At 38.6% G+C, this 16,110-nt stretch carries 13 protein-coding genes; 10 read left to right on the forward strand and 3 right to left on the reverse strand.

The genetic code is table 11. The features are described 5' to 3' along the window. Window positions 1-106 precede the first annotated feature (106 nt). From porK to porN, 4 genes are read left to right on the forward strand one after another with little or no spacing between them, the layout of a single operon-like run. Window positions 107-1,201 carry a type IX secretion system lipoprotein PorK/GldK gene (gene porK, locus O0V13_RS13920; RefSeq protein ID WP_268035574.1) on the forward strand — a complete coding sequence of 365 codons (1,095 nt, stop codon included), beginning with the start codon at window positions 107-109 and terminating at the stop codon, window positions 1,199-1,201. Window positions 1,202-1,252: 51 nt separating this feature from the next. After that, window positions 1,253-2,047, forward strand: coding sequence for a type IX secretion system motor protein PorL/GldL (gene porL / locus O0V13_RS13925; protein WP_268035575.1), 795 nt, complete (start codon window positions 1,253-1,255; stop codon window positions 2,045-2,047). A 37-nt stretch (window positions 2,048-2,084) separates the two neighbouring features. Then, a complete protein-coding gene (gene porM / locus O0V13_RS13930) occupies window positions 2,085-3,698 on the forward strand; it encodes a type IX secretion system motor protein PorM/GldM (protein ID WP_268035576.1) in 1,614 nt (537 codons plus the stop codon). A gap of 30 nt (window positions 3,699-3,728) precedes the next feature. Next, window positions 3,729-4,544 carry a gliding motility protein GldN gene (gene porN, locus O0V13_RS13935; protein ID WP_442780928.1) on the forward strand — a complete coding sequence of 272 codons (816 nt, stop codon included), beginning with the start codon at window positions 3,729-3,731 and terminating at the stop codon, window positions 4,542-4,544. Between the two features lie 13 nt (window positions 4,545-4,557). Here porN and uvrC read toward each other — a convergent pair whose 3' ends face one another. The 3 genes from uvrC to porW all read right to left on the reverse strand — a co-directional run bounded on the left by uvrC (window position 4,558) and on the right by porW (window position 11,356). Next, window positions 4,558-6,363 (reverse strand): excinuclease ABC subunit UvrC, encoded by a 1,806-nt coding sequence (gene uvrC, locus O0V13_RS13940; RefSeq protein ID WP_268035578.1) that lies wholly within the window; start codon window positions 6,361-6,363, stop codon window positions 4,558-4,560. Between the two features lie 67 nt (window positions 6,364-6,430). Continuing rightward, window positions 6,431-8,734 carry a penicillin-binding protein 1A gene (locus tag O0V13_RS13945; RefSeq protein ID WP_268035579.1) on the reverse strand — a complete coding sequence of 768 codons (2,304 nt, stop codon included), beginning with the start codon at window positions 8,732-8,734 and terminating at the stop codon, window positions 6,431-6,433. Window positions 8,735-8,737: 3 nt separating this feature from the next. Continuing rightward, window positions 8,738-11,356 carry a type IX secretion system periplasmic lipoprotein PorW/SprE gene (porW, locus tag O0V13_RS13950; protein WP_268035580.1) on the reverse strand — a complete coding sequence of 873 codons (2,619 nt, stop codon included), beginning with the start codon at window positions 11,354-11,356 and terminating at the stop codon, window positions 8,738-8,740. Window positions 11,357-11,518: 162 nt separating this feature from the next. Between porW and O0V13_RS13955 the strand changes: the two genes are divergently transcribed. From O0V13_RS13955 to atpH, 6 genes are all read left to right on the forward strand, one after another. Then, window positions 11,519-12,922 carry an arylsulfatase gene (locus O0V13_RS13955; protein ID WP_268035581.1) on the forward strand — a complete coding sequence of 468 codons (1,404 nt, stop codon included), beginning with the start codon at window positions 11,519-11,521 and terminating at the stop codon, window positions 12,920-12,922. Between the two features lie 17 nt (window positions 12,923-12,939). Further along, window positions 12,940-13,170, forward strand: a complete 231-nt coding sequence (locus O0V13_RS13960) for an AtpZ/AtpI family protein (RefSeq protein WP_268035582.1) — start codon at window positions 12,940-12,942, stop codon at window positions 13,168-13,170. A gap of 440 nt (window positions 13,171-13,610) precedes the next feature. Next, window positions 13,611-14,654 carry a F0F1 ATP synthase subunit A gene (gene atpB / locus O0V13_RS13965; protein WP_268035583.1) on the forward strand — a complete coding sequence of 348 codons (1,044 nt, stop codon included), beginning with the start codon at window positions 13,611-13,613 and terminating at the stop codon, window positions 14,652-14,654. A gap of 39 nt (window positions 14,655-14,693) precedes the next feature. Further along, entirely contained in the window at window positions 14,694-14,954 is a 261-nt protein-coding gene (gene atpE, locus O0V13_RS13970) for an ATP synthase F0 subunit C (RefSeq protein WP_268035584.1), read from the forward strand. Window positions 14,955-15,028: 74 nt separating this feature from the next. After that, the gene (locus tag O0V13_RS13975; protein ID WP_268035585.1) at window positions 15,029-15,523 is read left to right on the forward strand and encodes a F0F1 ATP synthase subunit B; all 495 of its coding nucleotides are present in this window, start codon (window positions 15,029-15,031) and stop codon (window positions 15,521-15,523) included. A 9-nt stretch (window positions 15,524-15,532) separates the two neighbouring features. Next, on the forward strand, window positions 15,533-16,090 hold the full coding sequence (gene atpH, locus O0V13_RS13980) for an ATP synthase F1 subunit delta (protein WP_268035586.1): 558 nt from the start codon (window positions 15,533-15,535) through the stop codon (window positions 16,088-16,090). Window positions 16,091-16,110: the final 20 nt, after the last annotated feature.

Genomic DNA, 16,110 nt, shown 5'->3' on the forward strand with positions numbered 1-16,110 from the left:
TAAAATTGGCAGGTTATTTGCATAAATGTTGAAAATTCAGCTAAATTTCGCATTCAGACCGTATTGTATTTTGGACATTCATTTGATGATATAAAAAACGTCATTTATGTATAAGAATTTTAATCTTCGCTTGACGCCCATAGTTTTGGGGTTGGCAATAGCGACAATCCTCCCAGGTTGCGGGCTTTTCAATAAGAAAGGATCGGCAAGTGAAAAACTAAATCGTAGGGGTGAAGTTACTGGTGTTCCTAAGAGAACCGCATGGCAGCAAAACCTTCCTTATGATATGGTACCGATCAAAGCCGGGACTTTTTGGATGGGGCAATCAGATGAGGATATTGCGTTTACGCAGTCTTCTATGAACAAGCAGATTACCATATCTGAGTTTTTTATGGATAAATACGAAGTGTCCAATAATAAATACAGACAATTTTTAGTAGCTGTTAAAGAAGGTACCCTTACAACTGGAACTCCTACCACATTAAAAGAAGAACCTCAATTTAATTATGATGAGCTGAGACCTGATACTACTGTATGGTCTACAAGTTTTGCTTATCATTATGGAGACCCAATGATGGAGTTCTATTTTGATCATCCAGCATTTGATAATTACCCAGTAGTTGGGATTACATGGGAACAAGCAAAGCAATATTGTGAATGGAGAACCTACCACATGAATGCTAATGATGAATACGATTTTGATATGCCAAGTTTCCGTCTTCCTTCTGAGGCAGAATGGGAATATGCCGCTAAAGGAGGAAAAGATGTTGCCAAATACCCTTGGGGCGGTCCATATTTGAAAAATAAAAGAGGTTGTCTCATGGCAAACTTCAAACCTGGAAGAGGTAATTACATTGATGATGGGTTTGCATATACGGCCCCAGTTGATGTTTTCGCTCCAAATGGTTTCGGTTTGCACAATATGTCTGGAAATGTTGCCGAATGGGTTTTGGATGCATATGAAGCAACTTCAAGGACTGTTACTTGGGATTTGAATCCAGTTTACGATGTAGAAACCGAACCTAGAAAAGTAATCAGAGGCGGTAGCTGGAAAGATATAGCTCACTACTTAGAAACTTCTACAAGAACTTATGAATATCAAGATGTGGCTCAGGCTCACATTGGATTTAGAACGGTTATGACCTTCATTGGAAGATCAGGATCAATGGACGTGAAGTCTAGTAAGAGACGAAGAAGATAATTACAAAAACCTACACTTTAAAAACCAAAAACCTTAATACTAAATTTACAGATGGCTAGCAAAAGCAACTTCTTTTATTCCAGCATCATGCCTAAAATCTATGGTATTGGCGCTGCTGTCGTTATCCTTGGTGCGATGTTTAAAATCCTCGATTGGCAAGGTGCAAACTGGATGATTGGTATAGGTCTTTCAACTGAAGCCTTGATTTTCTTCCTTTCAGCATTTGAACCACGTCCAGATGAGGTAGATTGGAGTAAAGTTTACCCTGAGCTTGCAGGTGATGCTCCAGCTCCTAAGAAAGCGAGAGTTGCTGCTGTAGCTGGTGGCGATCAAGTTTCTCAAAAATTGGATGAAATGCTTGCCAATGCAAAGGTTGGTCCTGAGTTGATTGAAAGTTTAGGGAAAGGTATGCAAAACCTTGCGACTTCTGCTGAAAAAATGGGCAACCTTTCGGACGCAGCTGTAGCAACTAATGAATATGCCACGAACGTTAAAACTGCCGCTAAAACTTTGGTAGATATGAACGCTTCTTATGGCAAAACTGCTGCAGCTTTGACTGAAATGTCTTCTGCTTCCCAAGACGCTAAAGAATATCATACACAAGTAGTCACTGTAACCAAAAATCTATCTGCTTTGAATGCAGTATATGAAATGGAATTGCAGGATGCCAATAGCCATGTCAAAACTTTGAATAAATTCTATTCAAATATGACAGCAGCTATGGAAGGTCTTACTGAAGCGGGTAAGGAAACTGAAGCTTTCAAAAATGAGCTTGCTAAATTGAACAGTAATGTAAGTTCGTTGAACAAAATCTATGGTGGAATGCTATCCGCTATGAAAGGTTAATTCTTTCCTAATCACAAAAACCATTAGATAAAAGCAAATGGCAGGAGCTAAAGAGACACCTAGGCAGCGGATGATCGGGATGATGTACCTTGTATTGACAGCATTGCTGGCATTGCAGGTAAGTAATCAGATCCTCCAAAAATTCGTCCTGATTAATGACGGATTGGAGAGGACATCCCGGAATTTTATCCAGAAAAACGAATCCACTGTTAGTTCTATTGCATATAACGTAGAGCAACAGGGAAATAATGAGAAAGACGTACCTAAAGTAGATGCAGCTGAGCAAATCAGAGAGGCTACAAGGGAGATATTCGCATATCTAGAGGATATGAAGCAGCAGCTTATTACTCAGTCTAATGCTAAAAATGATGAAGGTAACTTTGTCAATTCAGCATTGAAAAATACTGAGGTCGCTGGTAATATGTTCGTAAACAATGGAATGGGAGAGCAGTTGAAGCAAAATTTAAATGCTTATCCTGCTAAAATTGAAGAGATTTTATCGAGTGTAGGGATTACAGACAGAAAATTTGCCCCTATAGCACTTGACGCTTCTGAGATTGAGATTTTTGCGAATGACAGAGATGTTAGAGGAAAAAGCTTCGTCGCTTTGAACTTTGTAAAATCACCTGTAGGCGCTGTAATGACACAGTTTTCTCAATATCAGAATGAGGTATTGAATATTGAAAGTGAAGCTTTGAATGCTGTAGCCAGTACAATTGGTTCTTTCTATTTCAAGGCAGATATCACTGAAGCTAAAATTTCAGCAGTATCAAATATTGTGGCTGCAGGTACTAAGTTTGAGGGTACTATGTTTATCGCATCCTCATCATCTTCTGCAGCGCCAACCATGACTTTGGATGGAAGATCTGTTACAGTTGATGAAAAAGGCTTTGGTCAAATTGAATTTACTGCGACCCCTGCATCTGAGTATGATGATAAAGGGTTGGCAAGAAGAGTACTGAAAGGTGAAATAGTAACCAATATTGGTGGCGAAGATCAAGTTCTTCCTGTGGAATACGAGTATTATGTAGCTCAACCTGTTGTGAAAGTTTCTTCTGAGGTTGTTCAACAGTTATATGCAGATTGTGCAAACGAATTATTGATTGAAGTTCCAGCATTGGGTAATACTTATGCTCCTGAATTTGCAGTAAGCAATGGTCAATCTATCAAAGGAAATAAGCCTGGTCAGGTAACTATTATCCCTGGTGCTTCTGGTAAAGTGACTATTGGAGTTAGTTCTGGAGGTAATAAAATTGATGACGTTGCGTTCGATATTAAACCAGTTCCAGCTCCTTCTATTGTTCCTGCAATGTCCAATGGTGCTGCTGTTGATTTGAGCCAATCTCAAGCGATAGGTTCTTTAACTGGTTTAAAAGTTCAAGCTATTCCAGAGCCTACTTTCGGAAGAACAATGGCTAAGGATGCAAACTTTGAGGTAACTGGTGGTGAGGTTAGATTATTGAGAAATGATGTGCCAAGACAAACCATACAGATTTCAAATGGAAACAGCTTGGCAATGCGTCAATTACTTGAAAGTGCTAGACCTGGTGATGACATTGTAGTGGTAGTAAATCAGGTGACCAGAACCAACTTTAGAGGAAATAAAATTCCTTCTAGCTTGAATCAAATCATTCGTATCGGGGTTAAATAATCCTTCGATAGGGATCCAGAAAATATGATTATGAAAAATATTCTTCAAAAATTATTCTTATCTCTACTTGTTGCTACGAGCTTGGCTCCAATGACAAGCTATGCTCAGGTGCCGACTAGCGTCAACCCATCTGGCTATGGAGACAGACAGTTTGATATGGATACCATTTACTCTGCTAAAAGAATCAGAGAAGATGATAAAATGTACCAAATTGGTGTTTGGAGAAGAATTGATCTTCGTGAGAAATACAATCTTTCACTTTATGGATCTGGTGATGCTAAAGATAATGGAATCATAAGCCATATTTATGAAGCTGTTGTGGATGAAAATGCTCTTGAAGTTTTCAGAGATGAAGAATTTACAGAACCTTTATCTATTGCTGAATTTCAAGAAAACTTCTGGTTGAATGCGACGGGAGATAGCATATTCGTGAAGCAATTATATTATCTAGATTTCAAAGAGGATTTTGTGTTTGATAAGCACCATTCGGATATGGTTTTTGACATCAAATACATTCATTTGGTAATGCCATCAGCTACCAATTCTAATGCTGGTCAGAAAACTATCGGATATATCCGGTATAAAGATTTCTATAATTACTTCAAAGATCATCCTGAGGCAAGATGGATTAACTTCCAGAACTTATCGAAAAGTTTGACTTATGATGAAGCTTTCGAAACCAGATTGTTTAGATCAGTTGTTCAAAGGTTCACCAATCCTGATGAAGCACTAATAGCAGATATGGTTGATTTCGATCATCCTGATCCAAAATTACAAGCTTATATGGATGCCTTGGCATTTGAATACAAACTACTTGAATTTGAAAATTCCCTATGGGAATGGTAAAATAAAGGGGCTTTTAAGCCCCTTTATTTTTTTCTTTCCATTCAATTAACCCTTTAGCTTTACTTGATCCTATTACTCTGGCAATTTCTTCTTCACTTGCTTCGCTAATTTTTTTGACCGATTTGAAGTGGTTTAAAAGCTTATTAGCTGTATTTTCTCCTATTCCTGGTATCGCAGTTAGCTGTGTACCGAATGCATTTTTACTTCTTACTTTTCTATGGAATGTTATAGCAAACCTGTGTGCTTCATCCCTTATTCTTTGAAGCAATCTTAAACTTTCGGATTTCTTATCTATATGGATAGGGTAGGAATCTCCAGGAAAATATATTTCTTCAAGCCTTTTAGCAATCCCGATGATGGGCATTTTACCATAAACTCCAAGTTCTTGCAAAGCTTCTACCGCTGAAGATAATTGACCTTTTCCTCCATCAATAACAATCAGTTTGGGTAATGATTTTCCTTCTTCTAATAGCCTTTTATAACGCCGTGAGACAATTTCTTTCATGCTTGCAAAATCATTGGGACCTTCCACCGTTTTTACATGATAATGGCGATATTCTTTTACTGCTGGTTTCCCGTTTAAGAAACATACCATGCTTGCCACTGGGCTTGTTCCTTGGATGTTTGAGTTGTCAAAACATTCGATATGGTCAGGTATCTCAGGTAAGCTTAGGTCCTGCTGTAATTGCTTGATAACTCTGTCTTTTTTGTCTTTGTTTAATCCCTGTAGTAATGCTTTTTCTTTTTTATAGAATAGAGCATTTTTTGTTGAGAGTTCAACCAGTTTCTTTTTATCACCAATTTTCGGCTGGACTAGGTTAAGGCCTTCAATCGGGTTTTTAATTTCAATGTTTATAAGTACCTCCTCTGCGTCACTATTGAATTGATCCTGTAATCTTATTAAAGCTGTGATTAGTAATTCCTCTTGGTCCTCATCTAACTTTTTCTTGAGCTCCACATTTTTTGAGACTATCATTGCTCCATTTTTCACCCTCATGTAATTGACGTAGGCATTTTTCTCATCTATGACGATAGAGCAGACATCGTGATTGGAAATGTTAGGATTGGCAACTAATGATTTGGCTTGATATTTCTCCAAGAGATCAAGCTTTTCCTTCATTCGTTGAGCTTTTTCAAACTCCAGGTTTTCAGCATAGGATTGCATTTCCTGCTTGAAAATGGTTTTGGCAATCCCTAGATTTCCTTTGAGGATATGCTTGGCTTGTTCCAGGTCTTTTAAATAATTAGACTCGGATTGCTTTCCAACACATGGTCCTTGGCAGTTTCCAATATGATATTCCAAACAGACCTTGTATTTCCCTTCATTGATTTTATAGGGGGAAAGGTCCAATTTACAGGTTCGAATAGTGAATAATTCTCTGATCAAGTCCAATACATTGTTCATTGCCTTGACGCTCGCAAACGGACCAAAGTAAGTCCCTCTTTTGGGAATCAACTTTCTTGTCTGAAATATCCTGGGAAAGTTTTCCTTAGTGATCAATAGATAAGGATAGGTCTTATCATCCCGAAGAAGAATATTGTATTTGGGATGTGATTTCTTGATGAGGTTGTTTTCAAGTAGTAAGGCGTCAAATTCAGAATTGACAAGGGTGATTTCTATTTTTCTGATCTCTTTGACCATTCTTCTGGTCTTGAGATTAACCCCCGTGTTTTTATTGAAATAGCTACTGACGCGCTTTTTCAGACTTTTTGCTTTACCGACATAAATCAACTCGCCTGCCTCATTGAAGTAGCGATAAACTCCTGGATGGTCAGGCAGGATGTTATATTCAGAAGGAGCAAAAGAAGAAGTTTGCATAATGCTAAATTAAAAAAAACAGCTCCGAATCGAAGCTGTTTTTGAGTAGTGCTATTTATAAATCTATTTAAAAATCATTTTTCTTGGCATCATAGTCAAACTCAACAAATCTTTGACTTTCTTTTTCGTAGACATCACAGTCTATTTCAATACTAAGTGGTCTTTCAGGCCTAGGGAATGGACCTTTAGTATAGCCCAATTCTTTATCAGCATAGATTTTTTCCATGTATTTCACCCAGATTGGTCTGGCAGTTCTACCCCCTTGACCTGCAATCCAACTTCTAAAGTGAATCGCTCTATCATCTCCTCCGGTCCAAGCTCCTGATACCAAATCCTTGCTCATACCGATATACCAACCATCTGATGCATTTTGAGTCGTTCCGGTTTTACCACCAAGTTCATTTCCTTCTCTTAGGGACCATGGTACCCCTTGGCTGGTTCCCGACTCCTCTTCAAAACCACCTCTTAACATATAAGTCATTAAATAAGCATGCTCCTCACTCATTGCGGGACGCTTTTTGGGAGTGAACTGTTGAATCACATTTCCATTTTTGTCTTCAATCCGATCTATATAGAATGGAGTAGTATGTTCCCCTTTGTTGACAAAAGTCCCAAAGGCTCCAACCATCTCCAAAACTGATACATCATTTACTCCCAAAGCTAAAGCCGGTACCTCTTGTAGATCACTGGTTACTCCCATTCTTCTTGCAGTTTCTACTACGATTTTTGGGCTCAATTTTTTCATCATATAGGCAGTGACTGAATTGACAGATTGAGCCATTGCTTTTCTGATAGTCATTTTTTGGTAAGTGAACTTGCCATCTGCATTGGAAGGAGACCAAGCAGGCTGGCCTGGTATATAAACTTCTACAGGTTGATCCACTACGGTATAGCAAGGGCTATATCCATTCTCAATAGCTGCGGCATAGACAAATGGTTTAAAGGTAGATCCAGGTTGACGTTTTCCTTGCTTAACATGATCAAATTTGAAGTATTTATGATCAATTCCTCCTACCCATGCCTTGATATGGCCTGTATGAGGATCCATACTGACGAAGCCTGTTTGAAGGAATTTTTTGTAATACTTCAATGAATCCATCGTACTCATCAGGGTGTCAATTTCACCTTCCCAAGAGAAAATCCTCATTTTCTTTTTTTCATTGAGCTTGAAATTGATGGAATCGGTGTCATCCTTATACCGAATTTTTAATAATCGATAGGCTTCTGTTCTTTTGACTGCATCTTCTATGAAGTTGGGTATGACGCGATTATCTCCATCTACCCAAGGTTCTCTGGAACCCATTTCTTTATAAAATAACTTTTGAAGTGCTGACATATGCTCTTCGACAGCCTCCTCTGCATATCGTTGCATGCGGCTATCAATCGTTACATAGATTTTCAGGCCATCTCCAAACAGGTCATAGGAAGACCCGTCTGATTTAATATTTTCTTTGGTCCATCTCAGCAAATCTGCTTTGACTACCTCACGGAAATAGGTTGCTAAACCGATGTTTTGGTTTTGAACTCTATAATCCAATTCAATAGGCATCGCAGATATGGAATCAAATTCTGTTTTGTCCAAGAAATTGTTTTTTACCATCTGAGCCAAGACAGTATTCCTCCTTCTTAAGGCATTGTCTGGATTATAGACTGGGCTATAGTAGGTAGGGGCTTTGAATAAACCTACCAGTACAGCTGCCTCCTGGATATCCAATTCATGCGGAGCTTTATTGAAGAATGTTCTGGACGCTGTTTTAATTCCGTAGGCATTGGATCCAAATTCAGAGGTATTCAAATACATGGTTAAGATCTCCTGTTTGGTATATGCTTTTTCCAATTGTGAAGCCACTATCCATTCCTTGGTTTTGATGATGAGCATTCTCAATCCGGGAATTGAACTCAGAAAGCCCTGATTGGCATCAGTTCTTGTTTTGAATAGGTTCTTAGCTGTTTGCTGAGATAGGGTGGATCCGCCACCTGCGTCTTGACCAAGAATTAAGGATTTGACAAAGACTCTAGCCATTGCCCGGACATCGATTCCCGAATGCTCTTCAAATCGTTCATCTTCTGTGGCAATCAAGGCATTGACCAAATTTGGTGACAACTCATTATATCCAACAGGACTTCTGTTTTCACGGGCATAGGTTCCCAATAGAAATCCGTCTATTGAATAAAGTTCGGAAGCAACTTCACTGTCGGGGTTTTCCAATGTCTTGAAATCTGGTAGCGGGCCGAAAAGCCCCAAGAAATCTACACTTACCATCCAAACAAAGATGATAAACCCAAAGAAGCCTGCTGCAAAAGCTATCCAGAGAAATTTGATGGTTTTTTTAGCCCAATTGGAAGACTCTGGTTTAGTGTTTTTACTCATGTTTTATTTATAATTTGCCCTAAAGAAGGCTAGGTACTCTTCAATATTTTTAGATTTATTAAGGATCTGAAAGTTTTCAAGTGTGATAAAGAAAGCCTTCTCTTTTGCCTCCTTACTTAAACTCTCTGATTCAAAATCCTCCATAAATTTCTTGTAATACTCTTTTGCTTTTTCGGCATTATTGAAAGGACTGATGATATAAATCGCATTTTCTTGATTCATATTCATATTGCCTGTTCGCAATCTGGCATTTGAGAAATTTTTAGCATGGAAAATATCCAAATCACCAACCAGTCCATCAGCATTTTTTGATTCCTCCAGACTCATCGCTAAAACCATGATATGGGTTTGGCCATTATCGAGCTTGTAAGGCGTGTCAATATTGCTATTTGCTACTGAAACAGAGTCGCTTAAATTTTGATTCAAATTTGTAGAATCCAATTCTGAAGGTTGATTAGGATCCAATGCTGCCAATTCCTCTTTTGACAACAATGGTTTTAGCATATTTCTTGCCAATTCTACCAATTTCTCATCTTTTGAATTTTCAATAAATGATTTAAGTCTACTCCTAAATCTTTCGCGGCTTTCAATTTTCCCAGAAACCATTATATCTAAAATCAGAAGTCTCTCCGTATTTCGAGTTAAAGGGTATTCTTCAAGCGTATTTTGTATGATTTGCCTACTCCCCTGATAGTTTCCTTGGTAATAGAGATCATATGCTTTTTCGTAATTTTTAGAAGATTCTAAGTAAGCGAGATTACCTGAGGCTGCTTCAGGATTATTTACAGAATAGGTGTATTGCGATTCCGGAAATTCTCTATTTAATCTAGTAATATATTGTTGGGAATTTCCTCCCAAATCCTTCTGGCCGAGATATAGAAGATAATAGGCTTCTGGTTTTCTTGTACTTTCAGGGTAATTCCTTACCAGACTTTCTAAGTTGTCAATGCTTAACTCAGTTTCGTCTAATTCAAAATAAAGAAGCTTGCCCAATTCAAAATAGGACTCCTCCAATTCTTCATTTAGAGTTGCTTTCTGCTCAGGTGATTCTGGTATTTGGCCTAGTAATGTTTCTACATCGGGTAATTGATTGAGAGGATTGTTTTCTTCGGTTGCGGTGGAGTCAGCAACTTCTTCTTCTGTAGGAGGAAGGGAGCTACTTATACTTGAGGAACTTCTTCTCCAGTTATCTGCGAGAGGCCTATTTCCCCAAGTTCTGTAGAAATCTATTGTTCCTTGCTGCATTGCAACAGCATTGTCAAAGTAAAAATTGGACCCACTTCCTTTATCTGAAAATGCAAGAAGATTGTCAAATATTCCTGTGCTTTTAGGTTTTTCTTTAGCCTTTGCCTCTGCCAGGAGTCTTTCTTCTTCCTTTTTGATAAAATCTGCAGCAATGGCAACTTGTTCATCTTTGCTAAGTCCACTCAAAGTTAAAAGGCTGTCATTTTCTTGAATCCTCTCTACATGAAACACGAAATTATCTAAGGTTTCTTTCTGCTGGGTAATTTGTATTGCAATCGGATCTGTCTCTTTAATAAAAGTCAAAGCGCTGTCCAGATAATATTTGGTTGCTCGATAGTCTTTGAACTGATTATAGTTCAAGTCAGCCAATTTTTGATAGATATATCCCTTGAGGCGCGGATTACTTCCAGGTTCTTTTGCTGCTTGGTGCAAAAGGTCGACTGTGAGATCGATATCTCCTTGCTTTTCCTCAAATAAAGCCCTCTCATAAATTACTACATCTTTTAAATCCTTGTTTTTCGGATCATCATAAAGTGATTCATAATAATTTCTGACCTTTTTCAAGTCTTTGGATGCATTGAGTTCCGCAACTTGTTGGGCATAAAGCTGGGCAAAGAAACTTCTCTCATAGGGGGGATTTCCTTCCTGAGCTTTTTTATAATAGTCATAGGCCAATGCATCAAGCCCTTCTCTTTGGTAGCGTTGCGCTAAAATGAAATTGATTCTGGATTCTTCCTTATTATCCTGAGCGTATTCAGTTGCCTTATCGAGCGCTCCAATTACTCCATTCCGGTCGTTCCTTTTTTCATAATAATAGGCAAGGGTCCGATAAAGATCATATCGATTTTGATCATTGATATTGGACTCTTTTGATAAATAATCAATTGTGAAGTTTGCATCTTCAAATTCTCCTAAGTCTACATAAAGCCTCAATAAATTAACCAGAGTTTGATGCCTTAGATCATCATCTTTGCTGGTCACATTGACATATTTGAAGGCATTTTGTGCATCATCTGATTGAGATTGTAGATAGTCAATTTTCCCAATCAAATAATAACTGTCGTCTACCCACTTGGAGATTCTATGCCAATCAATTGCTTTGGAGGAAAGCTCTCGAGCTGATTCCAGTTTTTCTTTCGCACTTTGGATAACTGTGGAATCATAGGGGATGAAAACAGGTAAAATCTGAGTATAGTCCTCCTTGTAATTAGCCTGGTTTTCTGCTTCCACCTCTTTGATTTTGACATCTGCGAGGTAATAGGCATTATAATGTGATGTCAAATTGTGAAATGCACGATTTGTAAAGGTATTTCGCTCGGAAGAGCATGCCGCTATTCCAAGGCCAATCACCAGTAACCAAACCAATCGCTTATTCATATCTGCAGATTATTTTAAAAATACCAAATTAGCCTTTTTAGTGGATTTAGAGAACGAAGTATGATCTAGATTCATTATGCGAATTTCGCTTTAGACCTAAAAATGTAAAATTTATTTACCTTGTTTATTAATAAAAACTCCCAAAATACCTTTGATTCCAATATGAAAAGCTTTTACAAATTCTTCCTTTCACTATTTCTGATTTTTATTTCAACTTTTTCATTTGGCCAGACCAAGAAGCCTAATATCATCTATATCATGGCAGATGATTTAGGGATTGGGGATTTAGGAGTGTATGGGCAGGAAAAAATCAAGACTCCCAATCTGGATCAGTTTGCAAAGGAAGGGATGGTTTTTACTGATTTTTATGCTGGAAGTACCGTCTGCGCTCCTTCAAGGGCGACTATAATGACAGGGCAGCACACTGGAAATACTTTATTGAGGGGAAATAGCAATGTGCCTATTGATCCTGATCAAAAGATATTGCCGGAATACCTTAAAGATGCAGGTTATACCACGGCAATGTTTGGGAAATGGGGCCTAGGTCTTGCCAACACAGTCGGTAGTCCCGAGAAAAGAGGTTGGGATGAGTTCGCCGGTTTTCTTTTGCAGCGTGATGCCCATTATCAGTTTCCGGATTCCATTGATATGATTAGTGATGGAGTGATGACGAAACAGCCTTTTCCTAATGATTTGTTTGCAAATGATTATTTCTTGGAAAAGTCTGATGAGTTTATTCGCTCTCAAAGTGGTGAAAAGCCCTTTTTCTTGTATTTGTCTTATACCATTCCTCATGCTGAATTGGTTTTGTCCAAAGAGTCGCTTAAGCAATACTTGGATCAGGATGGGAAAAGTGTATTTCCTGATGAAAATGCTTGGCCTGACGGAAGACATTATGGTCCACAAGAATTTCCAAAAGCAGCCTATGCAGCGATGGTTTCTCACTTAGATCATCAAATTGGTCAATTGATGGCTACTTTGAAGGAAAAAGGCTTGGATGAAAATACACTGGTGATTTTCACTTCTGATAATGGAACACATACTGAAGGAGGAAGAACTGATGAGGATATTGAGTTTTTCAGGAGTAGTGCACAATATCGAGGCAAGAAGAGGGATTTGTATGAAGGAGGAATCCATGTTCCTTTTATGGCAAGATGGATAGGTACTGTCAAGCCGGGAACTGTTTCTGATTTCAGAGGGGCTTTTTATGATCTCCTCCCTACTTTTGCCCATTTGGCAGGTGAGAAAATAGAGGGAGAAATCGACGGGATTTCTTTTGTATCAACCTTGAAAGGGAAAGGAAAACAAGAGCAGCATCCTTATTTATATTGGGAGTTTCATGAGCAGGGGGGAAAGCAGGCCATATTGGTAGATAAGTGGAAGGTGATCAGGCTGGAAGTCGGTAAAAACCCACAGGGTGCTGTGGAATTATATGACTTGAGCATAGACCCGTCTGAATCCAATGATGTTGCTTCTCAATTTCCTGAGAAAGCAGCCGAATTAACCCGTGTATTGGATGGAGTGAGGACGGAAAATCCACATTTTAATTTTGGAGCCAAGAATTAAGATAAAGCCAATTTATCATGGAGAAGAAAGAGGCAAAGCCGAATAAGAAAAAAGAGCTTCCTGTTTGGGCCAAATACATGGGGTTATCATTCCAGTTATTTGGAGTGATTGGATTTGGAACGTGGTTTGGCTGGTGGATTCAGCAGAAAAGCGAAATGAAATTTCCCCTTTGGATCTTAATATTTTCCTTTTTATCCATAATTCTTGCCTTTTATCAACTCTGGGTCTCCATGAAGCAAGACAGATAAAATTTAAAAGTCCTACTTTTGCAAAAAAAATATTGCAATGGCTCTTGCTAAAAATACCTATGTGAAATTCTTCCTTTTGTCAGCAATTATTGCTGGATTGGTCGTGGTTTTACAACAAGTTTTCCCCCAAATCATCCATTCGCAGATCTGGGAAATTTATTTTTTTCTGGTAATAATGTTTTTTTTGATCCATGTCTTGACAGGATTTCTGTTGAAAGCCAGTTCTGAAAATTTCTTCCAAATCTCGCTATTAGCGATGATTTTGAGATTAATAAGCTCATTTGTGTTCGTTGGGATCGAAGTTTGGGCCGGAATGGAGAATATTATTTTGTTTATATCGGATTTCTTTGTGCTTTTTTTGTTCTACCTGATTTTTGATATATACACCTTTATAGCTAACTTGCGCCCGATTTCGAAGTAGCCCTCAAAAAAACGAGTTGATGACGCGCAAATTTCTGGCCCTAAGTCTTTTAATTTCAGCACTTTTGCTGAGTGTTTCTAGCGCGGTATTCGCGTCTGGTTCCGAGACTGAAGAAAGTAATGAAAGCCCAACGGAGTTTATCATGCACCACGTGAAAGATTCCCATGAATGGCATTTTTTCAACATTGGACATACCCATGTCACTCTTCCTTTGCCTGTAATTACCTACGCGGCAGATAGAGGGTTGGAGTTTTACATGTCTTCAGATTTCCAAAATCATGATACTCATCTTTTCGGTGAGGAAAATGCTCACAATGGTATCTTTATCGATAGCCATGAGCATTTAGGAAGAGTAGATGGAGGTTCTATCATGGATTTCTCTATTACCAAAAACGTAGCAATGATGTTCTTGGTGATCGGATTGGTTCTTTGGATCACTCTTTCTGCAGCAAGACACTATAAGAAAAACGGTGCTGTTTCTCCTAAAGGCGCTGCTTCTATCGTTGAGCCAATTGTGATTTTCGTTCGTGATGAAATCGCAGAAAAAGCAATCGGTCCTAAATACAAGAAGTTTGTTCCTTATTTGTTGACTTTGTTCTTCTTCATCTGGATTGGTAACCTTTTAGGTTTGATGCCGGGTGCTGCCAATTTGACTGGAAACATTGCTGTTACTTTTACCTTGGCGATTTTGACCTTTATCTTGGTTAATATCAATGGGAATAAGGATTACTGGAAGCACGTTTTTGCAACTCCTGGAGTTCCTGCACCGCTTCTTCCAATTATCGTAGTAGTAGAATTTATTGGTCTGTTTACCAAGCCTTTCGCATTGATGGTTCGTTTGTTCGTGGCTATCACAGCAGGACACATTGTAATCTTGGCTTTCATAGCTTTGGTTTTCATTTTCGAGTCCTATGCAATCGGTGTGGTAAGTACCTTGATGGTGACCTTTATCAATATGATCGAATTACTTGTAGCGACTATTCAGGCTTATGTGTTTACCCTATTTACAGCAATGTATATCGGGGGTGCAGTAGCTGAACACGCGCATGACGATCATCATTAATTAGTAAATTTCTTTGTTCAATTTATAAATCTAAAGTTTATGTTAACTTCTATCTTGTTGACTGCTGGATTGGCTCTTATGGGTGCTGGTATCGGTGCAGGAATTGTTGCGATTGGCGCAGGACTTGGTATCGGACGTATCGGTGGCCAGGCTATGGAATCTATTGCTCGTCAGCCTGAGGCTGCTGGTAAGGTTCAAACAGCTATGTTGATCATCGCAGCGTTGATCGAGGTGGTTTCCCTGTTTGCGGTAGTAGTATGTCTACTTATTGCTTTGAATGCAGGCGGAGTCGCTTTCTAAGAACACAAAGAATAGGGATTGGCGGTAGGCCAATCCCTTCTTATTGAACAAAACCGAAATTATAAACAATCATCATGGATCTTATTTCACCTAGTTCTGGCCTGATTTTCTGGCAATTGTTCGGCTTCTTGGCCTTACTATTTATCTTGATCAAATTTGCTTGGAAGCCGATGTTGGCAGCTCTTGAAGAGCGTGAAAGCACTATTGACAATGCCTTGAAAGCTGCTGAGCAAGCAAGAAATGATATGGCAAACTTGAAAGCTGAGAACGAAAAGTTGTTGGCTGAAGCAAGATTGGAAAGAGATACTATCTTGAAGAAAGCTCACGATGCTTCTGCGAAAATGATCGAGGAAGCCAAAGTAGAAGCTGGTAAGCAAGGTGCTCAAATGATCGAAAACGCGAAAGCTGTAATCGAAACCGAGAAAAAGGCTGCTTTGGCTGAGGTGAAAACTCAAGTTGCTACCTTGACTCTTGAAGTAACAGAGAAATTGTTAAGAAAGAACTTGTCTGACGAGAAGGCTCAAAAAGACCTTGTTGACGGATTTGTAAATGAATTGAAGCTTAATTAATTCCATCCCATGTCAAATTACAGAGTAGCATCTCGTTATGCCAAGTCCATTTTGGAACTTGCTCTAGAAAAAGGCAAGCTGGAGGAAGTACATGCTGATTTTCAAAAAATGACTGCTATTGCAGCTTCTAATCGTGAGTTTTCTTTGCTTTTGAAAAACCCAGTTATTCATTCTGAAAAGAAATTGAATATCCTAAAGGCTCTTTTTCCAGATGCTCAGGAAATGACCAAGGCTTTCTTCGATATCATTTCAAGAAAGAATAGAGAAGAAGTATTGTTAGATGTAGCAAAAGAATTCGAAGTACAATACAATCTTCAAATGTCCATTCAGGTAGCTGAGTTGACTACTACCTTCCCAATTGATGCAAAATTGAGAAAGGAATTTGAAGCAATTGTAAAAGAAATATCGGGAAAAGAAACAGTTCAGTTGGTGGAAAAAGTAAATCCAGCATTGATCGGTGGATATGTCTTGAAAGTAAATGACCGTCAATTGGATGAGTCATTAAGCAGCAAACTGAGAGAATTGAAAAATCAGTTTAGTCAAAATCACTACGAAAGTAAAATCTAATCTTAAAAGCATTAATCAAT

Source organism: Algoriphagus sp. PAP.12 (assembly GCF_026652115.1).
Lineage (GTDB): Bacteria > Bacteroidota > Bacteroidia > Cytophagales > Cyclobacteriaceae > Algoriphagus.